Origin of the sequence: Streptomyces sp. KR80, from assembly GCF_052245555.1 — a bacterium.
Lineage (GTDB): Bacteria > Actinomycetota > Actinomycetes > Streptomycetales > Streptomycetaceae > Streptomyces.
Genome location: NZ_JBQQCD010000003.1, coordinates 381,157 through 398,795 on the forward strand (window position 1 = coordinate 381,157; position 17,639 = coordinate 398,795).

Annotated in this window: 12 protein-coding genes; 3 read left to right on the forward strand and 9 right to left on the reverse strand. The window is 71.3% G+C overall.

Annotated elements, in window-relative coordinates; genetic code table 11:
* Window positions 1–61 precede the first annotated feature (61 nt).
* The gene (locus tag ACTWQI_RS07185) at window positions 62–889 is read right to left on the reverse strand and encodes a maleylpyruvate isomerase family mycothiol-dependent enzyme (protein ID WP_443268495.1); all 828 of its coding nucleotides are present in this window, start codon (window positions 887–889) and stop codon (window positions 62–64) included.
* A 159-nt stretch (window positions 890–1,048) separates the two neighbouring features.
* Between ACTWQI_RS07185 and ACTWQI_RS07190 the strand changes: the two genes are divergently transcribed.
* Both ACTWQI_RS07190 and ACTWQI_RS07195 read left to right on the forward strand, forming a co-directional pair.
* Window positions 1,049–1,849, forward strand: a complete 801-nt coding sequence (locus ACTWQI_RS07190) for a carbon-nitrogen family hydrolase (protein WP_443268497.1) — start codon at window positions 1,049–1,051, stop codon at window positions 1,847–1,849.
* 63 nt (window positions 1,850–1,912) lie between these two features.
* Window positions 1,913–3,769, forward strand: a complete 1,857-nt coding sequence (locus ACTWQI_RS07195) for an NHL domain-containing thioredoxin family protein (RefSeq protein ID WP_443268499.1) — start codon at window positions 1,913–1,915, stop codon at window positions 3,767–3,769.
* Between the two features lie 15 nt (window positions 3,770–3,784).
* Here the strand turns inward: ACTWQI_RS07195 and ACTWQI_RS07200 are convergent, their stop codons facing one another.
* The 6 genes from ACTWQI_RS07200 to ACTWQI_RS07225 form a co-directional block, all read right to left on the reverse strand.
* The gene (locus ACTWQI_RS07200; RefSeq protein WP_443268501.1) at window positions 3,785–4,015 is read right to left on the reverse strand and encodes a hypothetical protein; all 231 of its coding nucleotides are present in this window, start codon (window positions 4,013–4,015) and stop codon (window positions 3,785–3,787) included.
* Between the two features lie 123 nt (window positions 4,016–4,138).
* A complete protein-coding gene (locus ACTWQI_RS07205) occupies window positions 4,139–4,849 on the reverse strand; it encodes a DUF4232 domain-containing protein (protein WP_443268504.1) in 711 nt (236 codons plus the stop codon).
* Between the two features lie 80 nt (window positions 4,850–4,929).
* Window positions 4,930–6,810: a BTAD domain-containing putative transcriptional regulator gene (locus ACTWQI_RS07210; RefSeq protein WP_443268506.1), complete on the reverse strand. Its 1,881-nt coding sequence runs from the start codon at window positions 6,808–6,810 to the stop codon at window positions 4,930–4,932.
* Between the two features lies 1 nt (window position 6,811).
* Window positions 6,812–8,164, reverse strand: coding sequence for a M18 family aminopeptidase (locus ACTWQI_RS07215; protein ID WP_443268508.1), 1,353 nt, complete (start codon window positions 8,162–8,164; stop codon window positions 6,812–6,814).
* 82 nt (window positions 8,165–8,246) lie between these two features.
* Window positions 8,247–9,632 (reverse strand): FAD-binding oxidoreductase, encoded by a 1,386-nt coding sequence (locus ACTWQI_RS07220; protein ID WP_443268510.1) that lies wholly within the window; start codon window positions 9,630–9,632, stop codon window positions 8,247–8,249.
* Window positions 9,633–9,768: 136 nt separating this feature from the next.
* The gene (locus ACTWQI_RS07225) at window positions 9,769–11,451 is read right to left on the reverse strand and encodes a LuxR C-terminal-related transcriptional regulator (RefSeq protein ID WP_443268689.1); all 1,683 of its coding nucleotides are present in this window, start codon (window positions 11,449–11,451) and stop codon (window positions 9,769–9,771) included.
* A gap of 384 nt (window positions 11,452–11,835) precedes the next feature.
* Here ACTWQI_RS07225 and ACTWQI_RS07230 point away from each other — a divergent pair, with 384 nt between their 5' ends.
* Entirely contained in the window at window positions 11,836–14,307 is a 2,472-nt protein-coding gene (locus ACTWQI_RS07230; RefSeq protein WP_443268512.1) for a SpoIIE family protein phosphatase, read from the forward strand.
* A 170-nt stretch (window positions 14,308–14,477) separates the two neighbouring features.
* Here ACTWQI_RS07230 and ACTWQI_RS07235 read toward each other — a convergent pair whose 3' ends face one another.
* Both ACTWQI_RS07235 and ACTWQI_RS07240 read right to left on the reverse strand, forming a co-directional pair.
* Window positions 14,478–15,608: a hypothetical protein gene (locus ACTWQI_RS07235; RefSeq protein WP_443268514.1), complete on the reverse strand. Its 1,131-nt coding sequence runs from the start codon at window positions 15,606–15,608 to the stop codon at window positions 14,478–14,480.
* A 202-nt stretch (window positions 15,609–15,810) separates the two neighbouring features.
* Window positions 15,811–17,637 (reverse strand): acyl-CoA dehydrogenase, encoded by a 1,827-nt coding sequence (locus tag ACTWQI_RS07240; protein WP_443268516.1) that lies wholly within the window; start codon window positions 17,635–17,637, stop codon window positions 15,811–15,813.
* Window positions 17,638–17,639 lie beyond the last annotated feature (2 nt).

Consider the following 17,639-nt stretch of genomic DNA (forward strand, 5'->3'; position numbering starts at 1 on the left):
TCCGCTGACCGGAAAGCCCCCTAGGGCCGCGGTGTGGCGCCGCTCCGGCCCGCCGGCGAGGTCACGGTGTGACGACGAACGCGCGCAGAATCGCCTGGGCCAGATCCTGATCGCCCTCGATCTTCACCCGTTCCGCCACCGCCTCCGGATTCGTCCGCCCGCAGGCCAGCAGTACGTACGTCTCCCAGTCCAGGGCCAGCGTCACCGCCGGACCGAGTGATGGACTGCCGTCGATGGAACCGCGCCCCTCGGCGTCGACCCGGACGGTGCGCATGAATTCCACCGGCCCGTGCACGTCGAAGACGACCGCCGAATGCGCGGGGGTGCCGGCATCCTTCGCGACCACCTTCGGCAGCGCGTCCAGCAGGACGTCCCGGGTCACGATCGCGCCCGGAGAGTCGAGATTGCCCGGCTTGCGCAGGGCTCGTCGCAGATCCTGCTCGTGCACCCAGACGTCGAACGCCCGGTGGCGCAATACCTCTCCCAGCGGCTGCTCGGCGCCGCCCAGCGCGCCGCGCACGATCGTCTCCGGATCGCGCGTCTCATTGCGCAGCTGCCGCGAGCGCCGGATGATCGTGTACTCCAGCTCCGACGTCATCTCCGGCGCGGTGTGGCAGCGGCGGACGTCGACCTGAACCTCCAGGTACCGGGTCAGCTCGTCCGTCACGTGGTAGAGGTCGCGCGGCAGGCTGTGGATGGGGCGGGGGTCGCCGAGCATCTCGCACTCGACGCCGATGACATGGGAGACGACATCGCGCACGGACCACCCCGGACATGCGGTCGCGCGGTTCCACTCGCTGTCGGCGAGGGGTGTCACCAGGTCGGATATCGCTTCGATCGAGTGAGTCCAGGCGTCGATGTAGGAGTTGAGGCTTGGGTGGACGGTCACGTGACCCCTCGGGCGGTTCGTACGCGGGCTGGGTGCTCGAGCCTCGGCTCTGGCAGTTAAGTTACGCTGCGCACGGGCACCCCGGCAGTGCTTTCGCGACTGATCGTAGGCCCCAATGCAGGCCGAATCGAACGCTCGAACCGTGGATGTGGTGGTAGTGTGCGCGCCTCATTGCTCCAGATCGATGTGAATCCGGACGAAGCTGTGCGATTCCGTCGAGAGCGCGTGGCGGGGCTCGTCCGCGAGCAGGCCGGCGCGGATCTTGTCGTGCTTCCCGAACTGTGGACCGTCGGCGCCTTCGCGTACGAGGCCTTCGACGCGTATGCGGAGACGCCCGGGGACGGCCCCACGGCTGTGGCGATGTCCGCCGCGGCGGCGGACGCGAAGGTCTGGCTGCACGCCGGGTCGATCGTCGAGCGCGCCCCCGACGGCACCCTGTACAACACCTCGCTCGTCTTCGGCCCGGACGGCGCACTGCGCCGTACCTACCGCAAGATCCACCGGTTCGGCTTCGACTCGGGCGAGGCGGTGCTGATGGGCGCGGGCGACGAGATCGCGACCATCGCACTGCCCGGCCTCGTCGCCGGTCTTGCCACCTGTTACGACCTGCGCTTCCCCGAGCAGTTCCGGCAGTTGACCGACGCGGGGGCCGGGCTCCTCATCGTGCCGGCGGGCTGGCCCGCGCGCCGCCGCGAGCACTGGACCCTGCTCGCCCGCGCCCGCGCCGTCGAGAACCAGGCGTACGTCCTCGCCTGTTGCTCCGCCGGCACCCACGCCGGGGTCGAGCAGGCCGGGCACAGCCAGGTCGTCGACCCGTGGGGCGAGGTCCTCGCCGAGGCGGGCGAGGCCGAGGAGGTCCTGACGGTGGACCTCGACCCGGGCAAGGTCGCCAAGACCCGCGAGGAGTTCCCGGCCCTGCGCGACCGCGTCCTCGGTCTGCCGGAGCCTCCCCGCCGGTAGTCCGCCGGGCGCGGCGGCCGACTGGTCGCGGGGGCCCTGGTCGCGGATGGCACCCTGGGAGGCATGACGACTGCCTCGCCCGCTCCGCGCCGTCCCCGCGTCCGCGCCCCCGAGCTGATCGGCAAGGGCGGATGGATCAACACCGGCGGCAAGGATCTCAAGCTCGCCGACTTTCGAGGTCGCACATTGATTCTCGATTTCTGGACCTTCTGCTGTGTGAACTGCCTGCATGTTCTGGACGAACTGCGGGAGCTGGAGGAGAAGCACCGCGACACGGTCGTGATCGTCGGGGTGCACTCCCCGAAGTTCGTGCACGAGGCCGAGCACCAGGCCGTCGTGGACGCCGTGGAGCGCTACGAGGTGCATCACCCCGTCCTCGACGACCCCGAGTTGGCCACCTGGAAGCAGTACGCCGTCCGTGCCTGGCCCACCCTTGTCGTGATCGATCCCGAGGGCTATGTCGTCGCCCAGCACGCCGGTGAGGGCCACGCCCACGCCATCGAGAAGCTCGTCGAGGAACTTGAGGCCGAGCACGCCGCCAAGGGCACTCTGCGCCGCGGCGACGGCCCGTACCTGGCCCCGGAGCCCGTGGCGACCGAGCTGCGCTTCCCCGGCAAGGCGCTCTTCCTCCCCGGGGGGACCTTCCTCGTCTCGGACACGACGCGGCACCGGCTGGTGGAGCTCGACGCGGACGGCGAGACGGTGCTGCGCCGGATCGGCACCGGGGAGCGCGGGCTGGCGGACGGCGGTCCGGAGCAGGCCCGGTTCAGTGAGCCGCAGGGACTCGCGCTGCTCCCGAACGGCACGGTGGCGGTCGCCGACACCGTCAACCACGCGCTACGGGCGTACGACCCGGCGACCGGCGAGGTCACGACGATCGCCGGAACCGGCTCCCAGTGGTGGCAGGGCTCCCCCACCTCCGGACCCGCCCGCGAGGTGGACCTCTCCTCGCCGTGGGACGTGGCCTGGTTCGCGGACCGGCTGTGGATCGCGATGGCGGGCGTCCACCAGCTGTGGACGTACGATCCGGTGACCGGGACCGTCGAGGCCGCGGCCGGGACCACCAACGAGGGTTTGGTCGACGGCCCTGCCCGCGAGGCCTGGTTCGCCCAGCCGTCGGGTCTCGCCGCGACCGAGGACCGCCTCTGGATCGCCGACTCCGAGACCTCGGCCCTCCGCTGGGTGGAGCGCGACGGGGACCGCTTCGCGGTCCGTACGGCCGTCGGCACCGGCCTGTTCGACTTCGGGCACCGGGACGGCGCCGCCGAACAGGCCCTGTTCCAGCACCCATTGGGCGTGACCGCGCTTCCCGACGGCTCGATCGCCGTCTGCGACACGTACAACCACGCGCTGCGCCGCTTCGTTCCGTCGACCGGTAAGGTCAGCACGCTCGCGACCGATCTGCGCGAGCCGTCCGGCGCCGTGCTCGTCGACGGCGACATCGTGGTCGTGGAGTCCGCCAGGCACCGTCTGACCCGGCTGCGCCTCCCGGAGGAGGCCGTACAGGTCGAGTCCGTCGCCCACCGCACGCAGCGCGCGGCGACCGATGTCGCTCCGGGCACGCTGCGGTTGGACGTGGTGTTCCACGCGCCCGCCGGGCAGAAGCTCGACGACCGCTACGGTCCGTCGACCCGGCTGATCGTCAGCGCCTCCCCGCCGGAACTGCTGGCGGACGGCGCCGGTACGGGCACGGACCTGGGCCGGGATCTTGTCCTCGCCGACGGCCTCACCGAGGGCGTGCTGCACGTCTCCGCGATGGCCGCCTCCTGCGACGACACAGCGTCCGACAGCGGCTCCGCCGCGGGTGGGAACGAGTTCCCGGCCTGCCATGTGCACCAGCAGGACTGGGGTGTCCCGGTCCGGGTGACCGGTGACGGTGCGTCCCGACTCCCGCTGGTGCTCGCCGGGTTGGACGCGTAGGAGCAGGTCGTCCGCTCACCGGTAGTAGCGGTTGTGGTCCTCGACCTCGATCACGGGCGCGCCCGGGGCCGGGGGCTGCACGCGCCGCCGCTTGAGGATGCTCACGTAGGCGGCGAGCCCGATGAAGCCGGTGGCCATCATGATCAGACCCGCCAGGTCGAGGTTGACTCCGGCCATGTGCCAGTCCGCCGCGAAGGTGATGATGGCACCCACCGCGATCAGGACAATGCACCCGCCGATACCCATGGTGTCCGCCTCCGTTGTCACTCGGCTGTTCCGGATTGGGGACCTTTGTCGGGTACCCGGGCCCGGAACAGCCATGCCAGGGGGGAGCGTTCGGCACGGGGGAAATCGGCGATCACGTGACGATCACTTGGCCGGAGCGAGCGGCGTGACGGTGACGCCCTTGCCACAGATGCTCAGGATGTCGGCGCCCACGCCGTCGCGGTTGTCCACCTGGACGGTCCCGGTCTGCTTGGTGTCCGGGAGGGTCACCTGCGCCGTGGCGGCTTCGACGGGGCAGACGAGGCGGCCGCTCGCGCTGCCCTCGCGGTTCACGTCGTCGTAGAGCAACTGCGCGGCGGCCGACTGGCCGTCCTGGAGTGTGATCAGGGTCGGCTTCGCACCACTGCGGCTGGCGTTGATCGTGGTCGACGTCTTGCCCGAGTCGTCGCGGATCGCGACGCCCGGGTAGCCCTGAAGGGTGCAGGTCTCGCCGGAGAAGTTGGTCACGGAGAGGGTGGCCACCGCCTTCTTCTGGGCCGAGGCATGGCTGTTGGAAGGGGCGATGAAGCTCTTCATGCTGTCGATGGTGCACCGGGTGGTCGCGGACCCGGACTGCGCGTGGCCGCCCGGCGCCTGGGCTTTTGAGCCCGAGCTGTCGCTGTCGCTCTTCTTCGTGGTCGTGGACGACTCTGCCGACTCGTTGATCGTGGACACCTTGGAGGCCCCTTGGTCGGACGAGTCCCCCTTGCAGGCGGTCAGGGTGAGGGCTGCCGCAGCGGTCAGGCATGCGGCGGCGAGGCGAAGCGACCGGGACCGGTGGGTGGTGGCGGCAGGGGTGGGGGTGCTTGACGGCATGTCAGCTGTCTCCGTACTGAGGGTGATTGATGGGCACGATCAACCCTGACGACACCCGTTGTCGTACCGCTAACCTTTCCCTAACGCTCAACCGCTGCGGAGGGACCGGCGGCCTCGCCCGGCTCCTCGTCCCGCGCGAAGAGCTGTACCAGGGCGCTGATCACGTAGCGGTCGGTGGCCTCTTCGTCGACGAGGTGCATTTCGGCGAGCCGGTCGAGACCGTCCCGGGTACGATCGGGGTCGGATCCGGCGAGTGCGGCCGCCGCGGAGGCGTTGACCCTGCGGTCGAAACCCGTGGCGAGCGTGCTCAACAGCCGTGCGTCGTCCGCCGAGAGCCGCGCCACGGACATCCGCAGCGCTGCGGCGATACCGGTGTCCTCGGCCGACAGCAGCGCCAGCCGCCGTCGCTCGTCACGGAGCGCCGCGGCCAGCCGGGCGAGCCGCCACCGTGGACGAGCCGTCAATTGGGCGGTCGCCGCGCGCAGTGCCAGCGGAAGCCCCTCACACAGCTCGACCAACTCGCGGGCGGCGTCCGGATCGTCGGCGACCCGCTCGGGGCCGAGCATGGCGCCGAGCAGCGCCACCCCCTCGCTCGTCCCGAGCACCGGAACGGGTACCGGCCGGGCGCAGTCCGTGGCGACCAGACCGTCGAGCCGACTGCGGCTGGTCACGATCGTGGCGCAGGCCGGTCCCCCGGGCAGCAGCGGCCGTACCTGTGCCGAACTGCGTGCGTTGTCCAGCACCACCAGCAGCTTGCGATCGGCGACCACCGACCGGAACAGTGCGGACGCGGCCTGAGCCGAGGGAGGGATGCGTTCGGGCGGCGTGCCGAGGCCGAGCAGGAATTCGCGCAGCACCTCGGCGGGCGTCGCCTCGTCCCCCTCCCCGAAGCCGCGCAGGTCGGCGAAGAGCTGCCCGTCGGAGAAGGAGTGGCCGTGCAGATGCGCCCACTGCACGGCGCAGGCGGTCTTGCCGACTCCGGCCGGGCCCGTCACCAAGGCGATCGGGCTCTCGCCTGCCGCTGCGCCGCCGACCCACCGGGTCAGCTCGGTCAGCTGGGCCTCCCGGCCCAGGAAGCGCGCCGGGGGCCGGGGCAGGAGGCAGGGGGTGCGGTGGCCGGGGCGGACGCCGGTGTCCGGCGTGGGACCGGACGCGGCCGATGCGGGTGCGCTCTGCCCCGGGGACGGCCCGTAGTCGGGAACGTACGACGCCGGGGCGGCGGCTTCGGCGCGCAGGATCTCCTCGTACGCCCGGGTGAGCCGCTCCCCGGGGCGGACGCCCAGCTCTTCGTCGAGCAGCTGCCGGGTCCGGTGGAACCATCCGAACGCGTCCGACTGCCGGCCCGCCCGGTACAGCGCCTGCATCAGGGCGGCGACCAGCCCTTCGCGCAGCGGGTTGGCGACCGCCTCGGCGTAGAGCACGGCCGCGGCCTGGTCGTGTTCGCCAAGCGCGCCATGGGCCCGTGCCAGCGCTTCGACGGCCGTCAGTCTCCGCTCCTCCAGCGCATGCGCGGCGGCGGCGAACTGCGGGCTCGCCACGGTGCCGGTCAGCGCCGGTCCGCGCCACAGGCTCAGCGCATCCCGGAGGAGGAACACGGCGTCCCGGGGTTCCGTCTCGGGCCGCACGAGGGCGAGCAGTCCGCTGAACCGATGGGCGTCGATCGACTCCTCGGGCAGTCGCAGCAGATACGCCGAGCCCTGCGTGGCGAGCTCGATGCCGTACGCGTCCGCACCGGCTTCCGCCAGCGTGGCGCGGAGCCGCGACACATGGCCCTGGACGACCGTGCGGGCGTGGGCGGGTGGTTCGTCCTCCCACAGGGAGGCGATCAGCTGCTCGAGGGAGACCGTGATGCCCGGCTGGAGCAACAGCAGGGCCAGCACGCTGCGGCGCTTGGCGGGCCCCAGCGGAAGCTCCCCGGACCCGGTGCTGACGGCGACCGGGCCAAGCAGCGAGAATTCCAACTCATGCCCCCAGGAAGGCCGTCAGCGCGTTCGCCAGGAGGTACGGGTCCTCGGCGCCGCACAGTTCCCGCGCCGAGTGCATGGAGAGGATGGCGACACCGATGTCAACGGTCGCGATGCCGTGCCGGGCAGCGGTGATCGGGCCGATCGTGGTGCCGCAGGGCATGGCGTTGTTGGAGACGAAGGACTGCCACGGCACCCCCGCGCGCTCGCACGCGTCGACGAAGACCGCCCGGCCGCTGCCGTCCGTGGCGTAGCGCTGGTTGACGTTGACCTTGAGGATCGGGCCGCCGTTGGGCACGGGGTGGTGTCCGGGCTCGTGCCGCTCCGGGTAGTTGGGATGCACGGCGTGGCCGGTGTCCGAGGAGAGGCAGACCGTACCCGCGAAGGCGCGGGCCCGGTCCTCGTAGCCGCCGCCCCGCGCGAAGACGGACCGCTCCAGGACGTTACCGAGGAGGGGGCCGTGGGCGCCGGTGTCCGACTGGCTGCCGTTCTCCTCGTGGTCGAAGGCGGCGAGCACGGGGATGCAGGTCAGGTCACTGTCGGAGCCGGCCACGGCGGTCAGCGCGGCGGTTCCGGCGTGTACGGAAAGCAGGTTGTCCATACGAGGGCCCGCGAGCAGCTCCCGGTCCCGTCCGAGGTAGGCGGGGGCCTCGACGCCGTGCACCATCAGGTCCCAGCCGGCGATCTCCTCGGCGGGGACGTCCGCTTCCTCCGCCACGAACCGGATCAGGTCGCCTTCGGCGACGTCGCCGAGGCCCCAGACCGGCGTCATATGGCGCTGCTTGTCGAGCTTAAGGCCGTCGGTGTTGACGGAGCGGTCGAGGTGCACGGCGAGCTGCGGCACGCGCAGCAGCGGACGGTCGATGCAGACGAGGCGGTGGCCCCCTCCCCCAGAGCCTCCGGCCTGGGTGGGGGCACCCCCAGCGTTAGCTGGGGGAGTGCCCCCGCGGAGGGTGAGCCGGCCGGACAGGCCCAGATCGCGGTCGAGCCAGGTGTTGAGGAGCGTGCCACCGTAGATCTCGACGGCGATCTGCCGCCAGCCGTGCGCTCCGGTGTCCGGTATGGGCTTGACCCGGAGGTTCGGTGAGTCGGTGTGCGCACCGACGATCCGGTACGGGGTCTGTGGCCGGGCGCCTTCCGGCACGTACCAGGCGATGATCGCGCCGCCGCGCAGGACGTACTTTCCGCCGGCCGATCCGTCCCAGGACGCGGTCTCCTCGACCTGCCGGAACCCGGCCTTCTCCAGGCGCTCGGCGACGCTCGCCACGGCGTGGTACGGCGAGGGGCTCTCGGCGAGGAAGGCGGTCAGGTCGTCGGTGTGGCCGCGGTCGAAGCGGGCGTGCACGCTCATGCGACCAGCATAGAGACGGGCTGCCCGCCCTGGGGCGCTCGGACGCCGCGGGAGCCTCCCGGGGCCGGGTCGTGGCCGCCCCTCACGGCCGGATGTTGTGGTTCAGGCGGAAGAGGTTGCCGGGGTCGTAGCGCTGCTTGAGCTCGGTCAGGCGGTCGTAGTTCTGCCGGTAGTTGACCCGGACCCGGTCCTGGTCGTCCTGGTCCATGAAGTTCACATAGCCGCCCTCCGCGGAATGCGGCTGGAGTGCCGAGGAGTAGTCGCGCGTCCAGTCGATGGTGGCCTCGCAGTCGGCGCGGGTGGTGAGGGCCGGGCTGAGCGCGGTCGCGAAGTCGGAGTCGCGGTAGACGAACGCGGTCTCCTCCGGCCCGACCCGGTGACAGGCACCGTCGATCGGGAAGATCACGGTTGCGCTCTCCAGGCTCGGGATCGTCGCGCCGTAGGTCAGGTGCGCATCGATCGCCGGGTCGGGCAGGCCCCGGCTGAAGTGGCCCTTCCAGTAGTGGTACAGGCCGGCGGGCAGCAGCGCGTCGAAGAGAGTGTTGATCACCGGGTACGGAATGCGGCCGACGTGCTGCCCGACGATCGGGCCGATCTCGGCGAGGCGGGCGCGGACCCGGTCGTCCTCGGCCTCGGAGCCGGTCCAGCAGGTGATCACTGCGCAGACCGGGCGCCCGTGCCAGCGCTCGGGCAGGAACGGGAGCGGCGGGCCGAGCGTGACGACGAGCAGGGCGCCGAGGTTCTCCTCGGACTCGGCGATGAGCCTCCGGTAGCCCCGCATCACATCGCCGTCGAGCGGGTAGAACGTCGGCCCCCCGAGGATGTCGGCCACAGGGTGCAGCCGGTATGCGAAGGAGGTGACGACTCCGAAGTTGCCGCCGCCGCCGCGAACGGCCCAGAACAGGTCGGGATGGTGGTCCTCGGTACACGTGAGGAACCGCCCGTCGGCCGTGACCAGGTCGACCGAGACCAGGTTGTCGCAGGACAGACCGCAGCGCCGGGCCAGATAGCCCATGCCGCCGCCGAGGGTCAGCCCGCCGATGCCGGTGCTTGAGACCACCCCGCCCGTGGTGGCCAGGCCGAAGGCGTGCGTGGCGTGGTTGACGTCTGCCCAGGTGCAACCGCCCTCGGCCCGTACGGTACGTGCCTCGGGGTCGACCCGGATGCCGCGCATCCGGCCGAGGTCGAGGACGACGCCGCCGTCGCAGGTGCCGTGGCCGGGGACGCTGTGGCTGCCGCCGCGCACCGCCAGCAGCAGATTCTGCTCCCGGGCGAAGTCCACGGTGGCGATGACGTCGCCCGCGTCGACAGCCCGGACGATGATCGCCGGCCGCTTGTCGTGCATAGCGTTGTAGACCTTGCGGGCCTCGTCGTAGCCGGGGTCGTCGGGCTCGATGATGTCGCCGCGTACGGCCCCTCGCAGTCGCTCCAGCAGGTTGTCGTCGAAGGTCGGCAGGTAGGTCGTCATGGCGGACACCGGCTTTCCGCGTCGTCGGAGAACGGGTACAGGTCCGTTGTAGGCCCGGGCACCACTGGCCTCATCGCGTGGACGACCCATTTCGCCGGTCCGGGGCATGGGCGGAACGACCCATATGTGGCCGGGATCAGGCCAGGCCGTGCGTGTAGGCGTACGCCGTGGCGGCGGCGCGGGACGAGACGTCCAGCTTGGCGAAGATGTTGTTGAGGTGCCGGGCGACGGTGTGCTCGCTGATCACCAGCTCGGTGGCGATGCTCCGGTTGGTCCGGCCCGCGGCGACCAGCCGCAACACCTCGACCTCCCGCGGCGTGAGCCCGCCCGGCTGCCGGCGGCGCACGTCACCCAGCAGGGCCGCCGCCCGTCGCGCGTCGGGACCCGCGCCGAGTCGTTCGAAGGCCGCCCGTGCGGCCTGGAGTTCCAGTCGCGCTCCTTCATGGTCCCCGGCGGTCCGGCAGGCGGCGGCGAGCGTCATACGGACCTGCGCCGCCTCGTACGGGACTCTCAGCTCCAGCCACAGGCCCAGTGCCCGGTGGAGCCGGGGCAGCGCCCGATCCAGGTCGTGCTCGGCGAACGCGACCGCGCCGTCGGCGGCCGCCGCTGTCGCGTGCGGCACGGTGGTCCCGGCGTTCCGCCGCTCCCGCCACTCCCGGGCGAGCGCCGCCAGCTCGTCGGCCGCCGCGCGGGCGGTCCCGAGCTGTCGCAGCGCGAGCGAGATCTCGACCTGGGCGGCGAGCAGTCGGCAGCGATCGAGGATCCCGGGGCCCGCGTCCTGGCCTGCGCCGGTGCTCTCACCGGCCAGCGCGAGCCGCAGCGCTGCGGCGGCGGAGTCCGCCTTGCCCTGCGCCAGGCGCAGCAGCGCCAGGCCGGGCTGCGGGTCCCGGCCGAGCTCGTGCGCGCGGTCGTACGACGCCTCGGCCGCGGCCAGGTCCCCGCGGCGGCGCTGGATCTCTCCCGTCAGATAGATCGCATCCGCGGCTATGCGGGCCTCGTAGGGCAGCAGTTCCCGGCACGTCAGGGCGGCCTCGGTCTCGGCCTGCGACCAGGCTCCGCGCAGTTCGAGCACCTCCACCCGGTGCACCCGGCACAGCCCCCGGAAGTTGTTCGCCTCGGGCATCGACGCGCACCAGGCCATGGCGGCTTCGGTCCACTGGGCGGCCCGTTCGAGATCGGCGGCCGCCATGCACTGCTGGAGCCCCAGGCAGTAGGTCCAGCCGGTGAAGAACGAGCTGAGCTCGTCCGCCGTGACGGAGCACAAGGTGTCGTCGAGCAGCGCGAGACCATCGGCGACCCGGTGCTCGGACATCAGCACGCCCGCCTGGACCTGCATGCTCATGGCGAGCAGGTCCGCGCTGCCGCAGCGCCGCGCAATGCCCGCCATCCGGCGGGCGCAGGCCATCGCCTCGTCGAAAGCACCCCCTTCTTGCGCCTCCTCGGCCTCGGTCCAGGCGAGATAGCACTGCTCGACGCACTCGGGCTCGCCGTTGAGGTGCTGCCGGGCCCGGCGGAGCCAGCCAGCGGCAGCGGCCGTACGTCCCGCGAGCCGGTGCTCGTAGAAGAGCATCCACGCGGTGTATCCCGCCTGGCGCCCGGCGTTCGCCGTCACATACCCGGCGTAGGCCTTCGTCCGCGCCACGACGGACTCGTCGACTCGGCTGGTCCACCACGCGGCGTCGGCGAGCGCGTCGAGATCGTCGGGGCCGAGGAGTGCCGGGTCGAGGCCGCAGAGCAGCTCGTACGCTTCGCTCCACGCCTCGCGGGCGACTGCGTCCCTCGCCTGCCGGATTCCCGGGATCCGCCCGGTTCCGGACATCTGCTCAGTCACGTGCAGCTCCCTCTCCACCAGGATAGGAGCGGCACCGTGGGCTCAACCCCTCGTCCCGTCCTTGGCGGGCGGCCGCTGCCGCCGCGGCGACGTGCCGACTGTCGCCGCCGAGCTGTCGGCGAACGGAGGCCGCAGGCCCGGCTGCGATGGGACGGGCCCACGCATACGCCGGCAGCGGTCGCCGGCTGGAGGTAGGGTCGCGAGCCCTGGTGTGGGCTCCTGCGGGCGCCGCGGCTGTTGCCGGTGGGTGCGCCCGAGCGGACGCGGGGTGCTTTCACCTGGACGATACTGGTGGGGACCGGGGTGGATCACGACGAGCACCGCACGGCGCCGAGGCGCGATTCCACTCGGGTGGTACGAGGGTGGTAGGTGATGGACACACCGGTGACGACGTTCAGCGAAGGGCCGGACGACCCCTTCGCACTGCGTCGTGCGGCCTCGGCGGTGCTGGACGACCAGGGGAGGGTCGTCGGCTGGAGCGAGCTGGCCGAGTCACTGCTCGGCTACCCGCCCGAGGAGGTGCTGGGTCGGCCGGCGGGCGATGTCCTGGTGGACCCCCGCGACGAGGGCGTCGTCAGGGAAGCGGCGGCGGCTTGCGTACGCGACCGGGGCTGGTTCGGGATCGTGCCGGTCCGGCACCGCGACGGCAGCCGGGTGGAGCTGGGTTTCCGCGCCCGGGCGGTCGTGCGGACGGAGGCCGGCCTCGAGTGGTTCCTCGTCGGCGCCCCGGCGGAGGAGGTGCTCCAGTGGGAGACGGACCGGTCGGCCATCGAAGGGATGTTCCGCCGGGCCCCGATCGGTTTCACTCTCTTCGCTCCCGACCTGAGCATCCTGCGGGTGAACAAGGCGATCGCCCGGTTCGGAGGGGTCCCGGCCGACCAGTACCGCGGACTGCGCACCGGCGATTTCATCGTCCGTAAGGACGCGGAGACGGTGGAGTCGGGGCTGCGGCGGGTGCTCGAGACGGGCGATCCCTTGATCTTCACCGAACAGACCTGCCGGCTGCGGCACGACCCCGAGAGGGAGCTGATCGTGTCCGTCTCGGCGTTCCGGATGGAGGACTCCTCCGGCCGGACCCTCGGGGTTGCCCAGATGGTCGAGGACGTCACCGACCGCTACCAGGCCCGCCGGCGGCTGGCGCTGCTGAACGAGGCCAGCGCCAGCATCGGGACCAGCCTCGACGTAGCCCGGACCACGCGCGAGCTGGCCGAGGTGGCGGTGCCCGGCATCGCGGACTGCGTCTCCGTGGACCTGCTCGAGCCGGTGACCCGTGGCGAGGAGCCCGCCCGGGAGGCGTCCGGACCGGTGTGCCGGATGGCTGTCCGAGCCGTCTCGCCCGAGGCGTTGCGGGTGATGTATCCGGTGGACCAGGTCGTGCACTTCCCCGCGGACTCCGCGCGGGCGCGGAGTCTGGCCCAGCGGCGCCCGATCCTCGAACCGGAGCTGAGGATTCCTGTCGGGTGGCAATCCGTCGACCCGCAACGGGCCGAAAGCTTCCTCGACCTGGGGGTCCACTCGCTGATTGCGGTCCCGCTGGTCGCGCGAGGGCTCGTCCTGGGTGTGGTGAGTCTGTGGCGGTGGCGGCAGCCCGAGCCGTTCGAGGAGGACGACCTCACGCTGGCGGAGGAGTTCGCTTCCCGCGCCGCCGTCTGCATCGACAACGCCCGCCGTTACACCCAGCAGCACCAGGCGGCGCTCGCCCTGCAGCGCAGCCTGCTGCCGCGCGAGATGCCGGATCATCCGGCCGTCGAGATCGCCCACCGGTACCTGCCGGCCGATGTCACCGCAGGCGTCGGCGGCGACTGGTTCGACGTCATTCCGCTCTCCGGGCTCCGCGTCGCGCTCGTCGTGGGCGATGTGGTCGGGCACGGCATTCACGCCGCGGCCACGATGGGCCGGCTGCGTACGGCCGTGCACACTCTGGCCAACCTCGACCTGCCTCCGGACGAGGTCCTGTCCCACCTGGACGATCTCGTGGACCGGCTGGCCACCGAGCAGGAACAGGGGCACGAAAGTTCCCCGCAGATCGTCGGTGCGACCTGCCTGTACGCGGTCTACGACCCGATCTCCCGGCGCTGTGCCCTCGCCCGCGCAGGCCACCCGCTACCCGCGATGGTGACGCCGGACGGACAGGTGGACTTCCCCGATCTGCCCGCAGGCCCGCCGCTCGGCCTCGGCGGGCTGCCGTTCGAGACCGCCGAACTGGAACTGGCCGAGGGCAGCCTGCTGACCTTGTACACCGATGGGCTCGTCAGGGGCCGGCGCCGCGATCTGGACGAGGGGCTGGCGCGGCTACGCGGCGTGCTGAGCGGTCCTGCACGCTCTTTGGAAGCGACGTGCAAGGCGGTGGAGGGTACGTTGCTGCCCCACCAGCCGAACGATGACGTCGCGCTCCTCATGGTCCGGACCCAAGTCCTGGCCGAACACGCGGTGGCCACCTGGGAGATGCCCGCCGAGCCGACCGCGGCCGCCCATGCCCGGTCGGTGGCGACGTCCCAGCTCACCGAGTGGGGGCTGGAGGAGATGGTCTTCACCACCGAGCTGATCGTCAGTGAGCTGATCACCAACGCGTACCGGTACGGCGGCGGGCCGCTGAGGCTCAGGCTGATCCGCGACCGCAACCTCATCTGCGAGGTCTCGGACACCAGCAGTACCTCCCCCCATCTGCGTCAGGCCCGCAGCACCGACGAGGGCGGGCGCGGACTGTTCCTGGTGGCTCAGATCGCAGAGCGGTGGGGCACCCGCTACGTGCACGACGGCAAGACCATCTGGGCCGAGCAACCGCTGTCCGCCACGCCGGGGTCGCGCGGCATCGGCGGCGTGAACCTGGCCGCCGGCTGGTGAGCAGCTGATCCGGATCAGCGCCGTCCTCCCCGGCGGGCCGTCAGGAACTCCTCGACACCCAGCGGTAGCTGGGAGAGGGCGGGCGGCCGGGAGGTCGTCTGCGACGCAGCGGACCCGCACCCCGGATGGTGCTCGCAGCGCCGGGACCGCGGGTCCGCGCGGGACGGATGTCAGCGCGTGGCGCGCTGGATGAACTCGTAGTTGTCGGCGCCGCCTTGGCCGTCGAGGAGCTCGTAACTGCCGACGGCCCAGTGCCGGCCGGTGTGGCCGATCGGGGCGAGGTCGGTGACGGTGTAGCTCTGGGTCTCGCCGCCGGGGACCGTCGCCCCGGGCATCCGGGTCCACCGCCTGCCGTCGTAGCGCCAGAAGACCGGCGGGCCCTCCCAGCCGGCGGGGTCGCCGCTGAGCCAGATCCTGCCGTGGCGGTCTCCGCTGAGCGCCTGGGGGGCCAGGCCTTCCACCGGCCCCGTGACGTCCTGCCAGGTCTTTCCGTTCCAGTGCAGCACCTTGGGCTGGTAGCCGTCATCGCCGATCGGGGTGGTGTGGCCGCTCACCCAGACGCTGTGGCGGGACTCGGCGTAGACGTTCGCCAGGCGCAGCCGGACGTCGGGCAGCGACACCTCGCTCCAGGTCCTGCCGTTCCAGTGCAGCGCCACCGGCCGCGACTTCTCCCCGACCCGGGAGTATCCGCCCACCGCCCAGGCGTCGAACGCCGACCGGGCGTGGATGTCCGTGACGCCGAAGCCCGAGCCCAGGTCGGTCGTGCGCCAGGTCCCGTTGGCATACGTGCTGATCCGGTGGTCGCCGGCGAGCCAGGTGCGGCCGTGCACCGCGGCGAGTTCGGAGAAGCCGTGGATCGCTCCGTCGGGCAGCTCCGGCAGGTCGATGCGCTGCCAGCGCCATCCGTTGTAATGCGCCGCCGTCTCCTCGGTCTGGCTCCAGCCGTAGACCCAGACGTCGTAGGGCGACACGGCGCTCACCGAGTGCCAGTAATCGACCTGCGGCAGGCCGGCCGTGCGGTCCTGGCTCCATTCCTTGCCGTTCCACTTCAGGACGACACCGTCGGCCACCCCGTCGAACCTCTGGTGTCCCACGGCCCAGGCCGCGTGCCTGCCCGCCGAGGCCACCGAGCTGAGGTGGGCCCCTGATGACAGGGTGCCCGCCGAGGAGATCTCCCAGTGGAGGGACTCTCCGGTCGCCCGCGCGGTGGCCGGTGAGGCACCTGCGGATGGGGCGACGAGCATGGTCGCGACCGCGACCAGCGTTAACACAGTCGTCCTGATACGGGTGTTGGTTCTCATTGCGGTCCTCCCCCTGGGCGGCGTCGAGCGTGATCGACGCAATGCCCCTGTCGAATGGTCACCCCAGAGAAGACTCGTCACCGCACACGACGGTTGTGCGGACCGCCGGGCTCCGGCCCGCCGCCTGAGCCGGCGCGAACCACGATGGGCCCACCCCCGGCCAGAGGGTGGGCCCATCGCGTTCGGCTCGATTCGGCTCGATTCAGAACGCGGACTCGTCCAGCTCCATGAGGGACTGGTCGATGGACTCGGCGAGGCGGCGCTGCACGGAGACACCCGGGAGGATGTCGTGCGCGAAGAACTTCGCCGCGGCGATCTTGCCCTGGTAGAAGGGGACGTCCTTCGCGGAGGCCGAGCCGAGCTTCTCGGCGGCGACGGCCGCGCCCTTGAGCAGCAGGTAGCCGACCACGACGTCGCCGGAGGCCATCAGTAGACGGGTGGTGTTCAGGCCGACCTTGTAGATCGACTTGACGTCCTTCTCGGTGGCCGCGAGGTCCGTCAGCATCGCGCCGACGATCGCCTCCAGGTCCACCGCCGCCTCGGCCAACTCCTCGCGGGCCTGGGCGAGCTCCTCGCCGCCCGTGGCGTCGGCCAGGAACTTCTTGATCTCCTCCGAGAGGGTGGTCAGCGCCTGGCCCTGGTCGCGGACGATCTTCCGGAAGAAGAAGTCCTGGCCCTGGATGGCGGTGGTGCCCTCGTAGAGGGTGTCGATCTTGGCGTCCCGGATGTACTGCTCGATCGGGTACTCCTGCAGGTAGCCCGAGCCGCCGAAGGTCTGCAGCGACTGGGCCAGCTGCTCGTACGACTTCTCCGAGCCGTAGCCCTTCACGATCGGCAGCAGCAGGTCGTTCAGGCGGTTCTCGGCGGAGGCGTCCTCGCCCGCGGCCTCCTTGATCAGGATCTCGTCCTGGAGGGAGGCGGTGTAGAGGACGAGGGCCCGCATGCCCTCGGCGTACGCCTTCTGCGTCATCAGCGAGCGGCGCACGTCCGGGTGGTGCGTGATGGTGACGCGCGGCGCGGTCTTGTCCGTGAAGGCGGCCAGGTCCGGGCCCTGCACGCGCTCCTTGGCGTACTCCAGGGCGTTGAGGTAGCCGGTGGAGAGGGTGGCGATGGCCTTCGTGCCGACCATCATCCGGGCGAACTCGATGATCCGGAACATCTGGCGGATGCCGTCGTGCTTCTCGCCGATCAGCCAGCCCTTGGCCGGGTGGCGGTCGCCGAAGGTCATCTCGCAGGTGTTGGAGGCCTTGAGGCCCATCTTGTGCTCGACGTTGGTGGCGTAGACGCCGTTGCGCTCGCCCAGCTCGCCGGTCTCGAAGTCGAACTCGTACTTCGGCACGAGGAAGAGGGACAGGCCCTTGGTGCCCGGGCCGTTGCCCTCGGGGCGGGCGAGCACGTAGTGCAGGATGTTCTCGGACATGTCGTGCTCACCCGAGGTGATGAAGCGCTTCACACCCTCGATGTGCCAGGAGCCGTCCTCCTGCTGGACCGCCTTGGTGCGGCCGGCGCCCACGTCCGAACCGGCGTCCGGCTCGGTCAGCACCATGGTGGAGCCCCACTGCTTCTCCACCGCGATCTGCGCGACCTTCTTCTGCTCCTCGGTGCCCTCCTCGAAGAGGACGCCCGCGAAGGCCGGGCCGGAGGAGTACATCCACACAGCCGGGTTCGAGCCGAGGATCGTCTCCGCGAAGCCCCACAGGAGAGAGCGCGGGGCGGTGGTGCCGCCGATCTCCTCCGGGATGCCCAGACGCCACCACTCGGCGTCCATGTACGCCTGGTAGCTCTTCTTGAAGCTGTCCGGAACGGGCGCGGTGTTCGTCTCCGGGTCGAAGACCGGCGGGTTGCGGTCGGCGTCCACGTAGGAGTCGGACAGTTCGTTCTCGGACAGCCGGGCGATCTCGGAGAGCACGCTCTTGGCGGTCTCGACGTCCATCTCTCCGAACGGGCCCGTGCCGTAGACGGTGTCGCGCCCGAGCACCTCGAAGAGGTTGAACTCGATGTCGCGGAGATTCGACTTGTAGTGCCCCATGG

Coding starts and splice junctions, on each gene's coding strand:
- ACTWQI_RS07195 (WP_443268499.1), top strand. CDS start 1,913: ATGACGACTGCCTCGCCCGCTCCGCGCCGTCCCCGCGTCCGCGCCCCC.
- ACTWQI_RS07200 (WP_443268501.1), bottom strand. CDS start 4,015: ATGGGTATCGGCGGGTGCATTGTCCTGATCGCGGTGGGTGCCATCATC.
- ACTWQI_RS07205 (WP_443268504.1), bottom strand. CDS start 4,849: ATGCCGTCAAGCACCCCCACCCCTGCCGCCACCACCCACCGGTCCCGG.
- ACTWQI_RS07215 (WP_443268508.1), bottom strand. CDS start 8,164: ATGAGCGTGCACGCCCGCTTCGACCGCGGCCACACCGACGACCTGACC.
- ACTWQI_RS07220 (WP_443268510.1), bottom strand. CDS start 9,632: ATGACGACCTACCTGCCGACCTTCGACGACAACCTGCTGGAGCGACTG.
- ACTWQI_RS07225 (WP_443268689.1), bottom strand. CDS start 11,451: ATGTCCGGAACCGGGCGGATCCCGGGAATCCGGCAGGCGAGGGACGCA.
- ACTWQI_RS07230 (WP_443268512.1), top strand. CDS start 11,836: ATGGACACACCGGTGACGACGTTCAGCGAAGGGCCGGACGACCCCTTC.
- ACTWQI_RS07235 (WP_443268514.1), bottom strand. CDS start 15,608: ATGAGAACCAACACCCGTATCAGGACGACTGTGTTAACGCTGGTCGCG.
- ACTWQI_RS07240 (WP_443268516.1), bottom strand. CDS start 17,637: ATGGGGCACTACAAGTCGAATCTCCGCGACATCGAGTTCAACCTCTTC.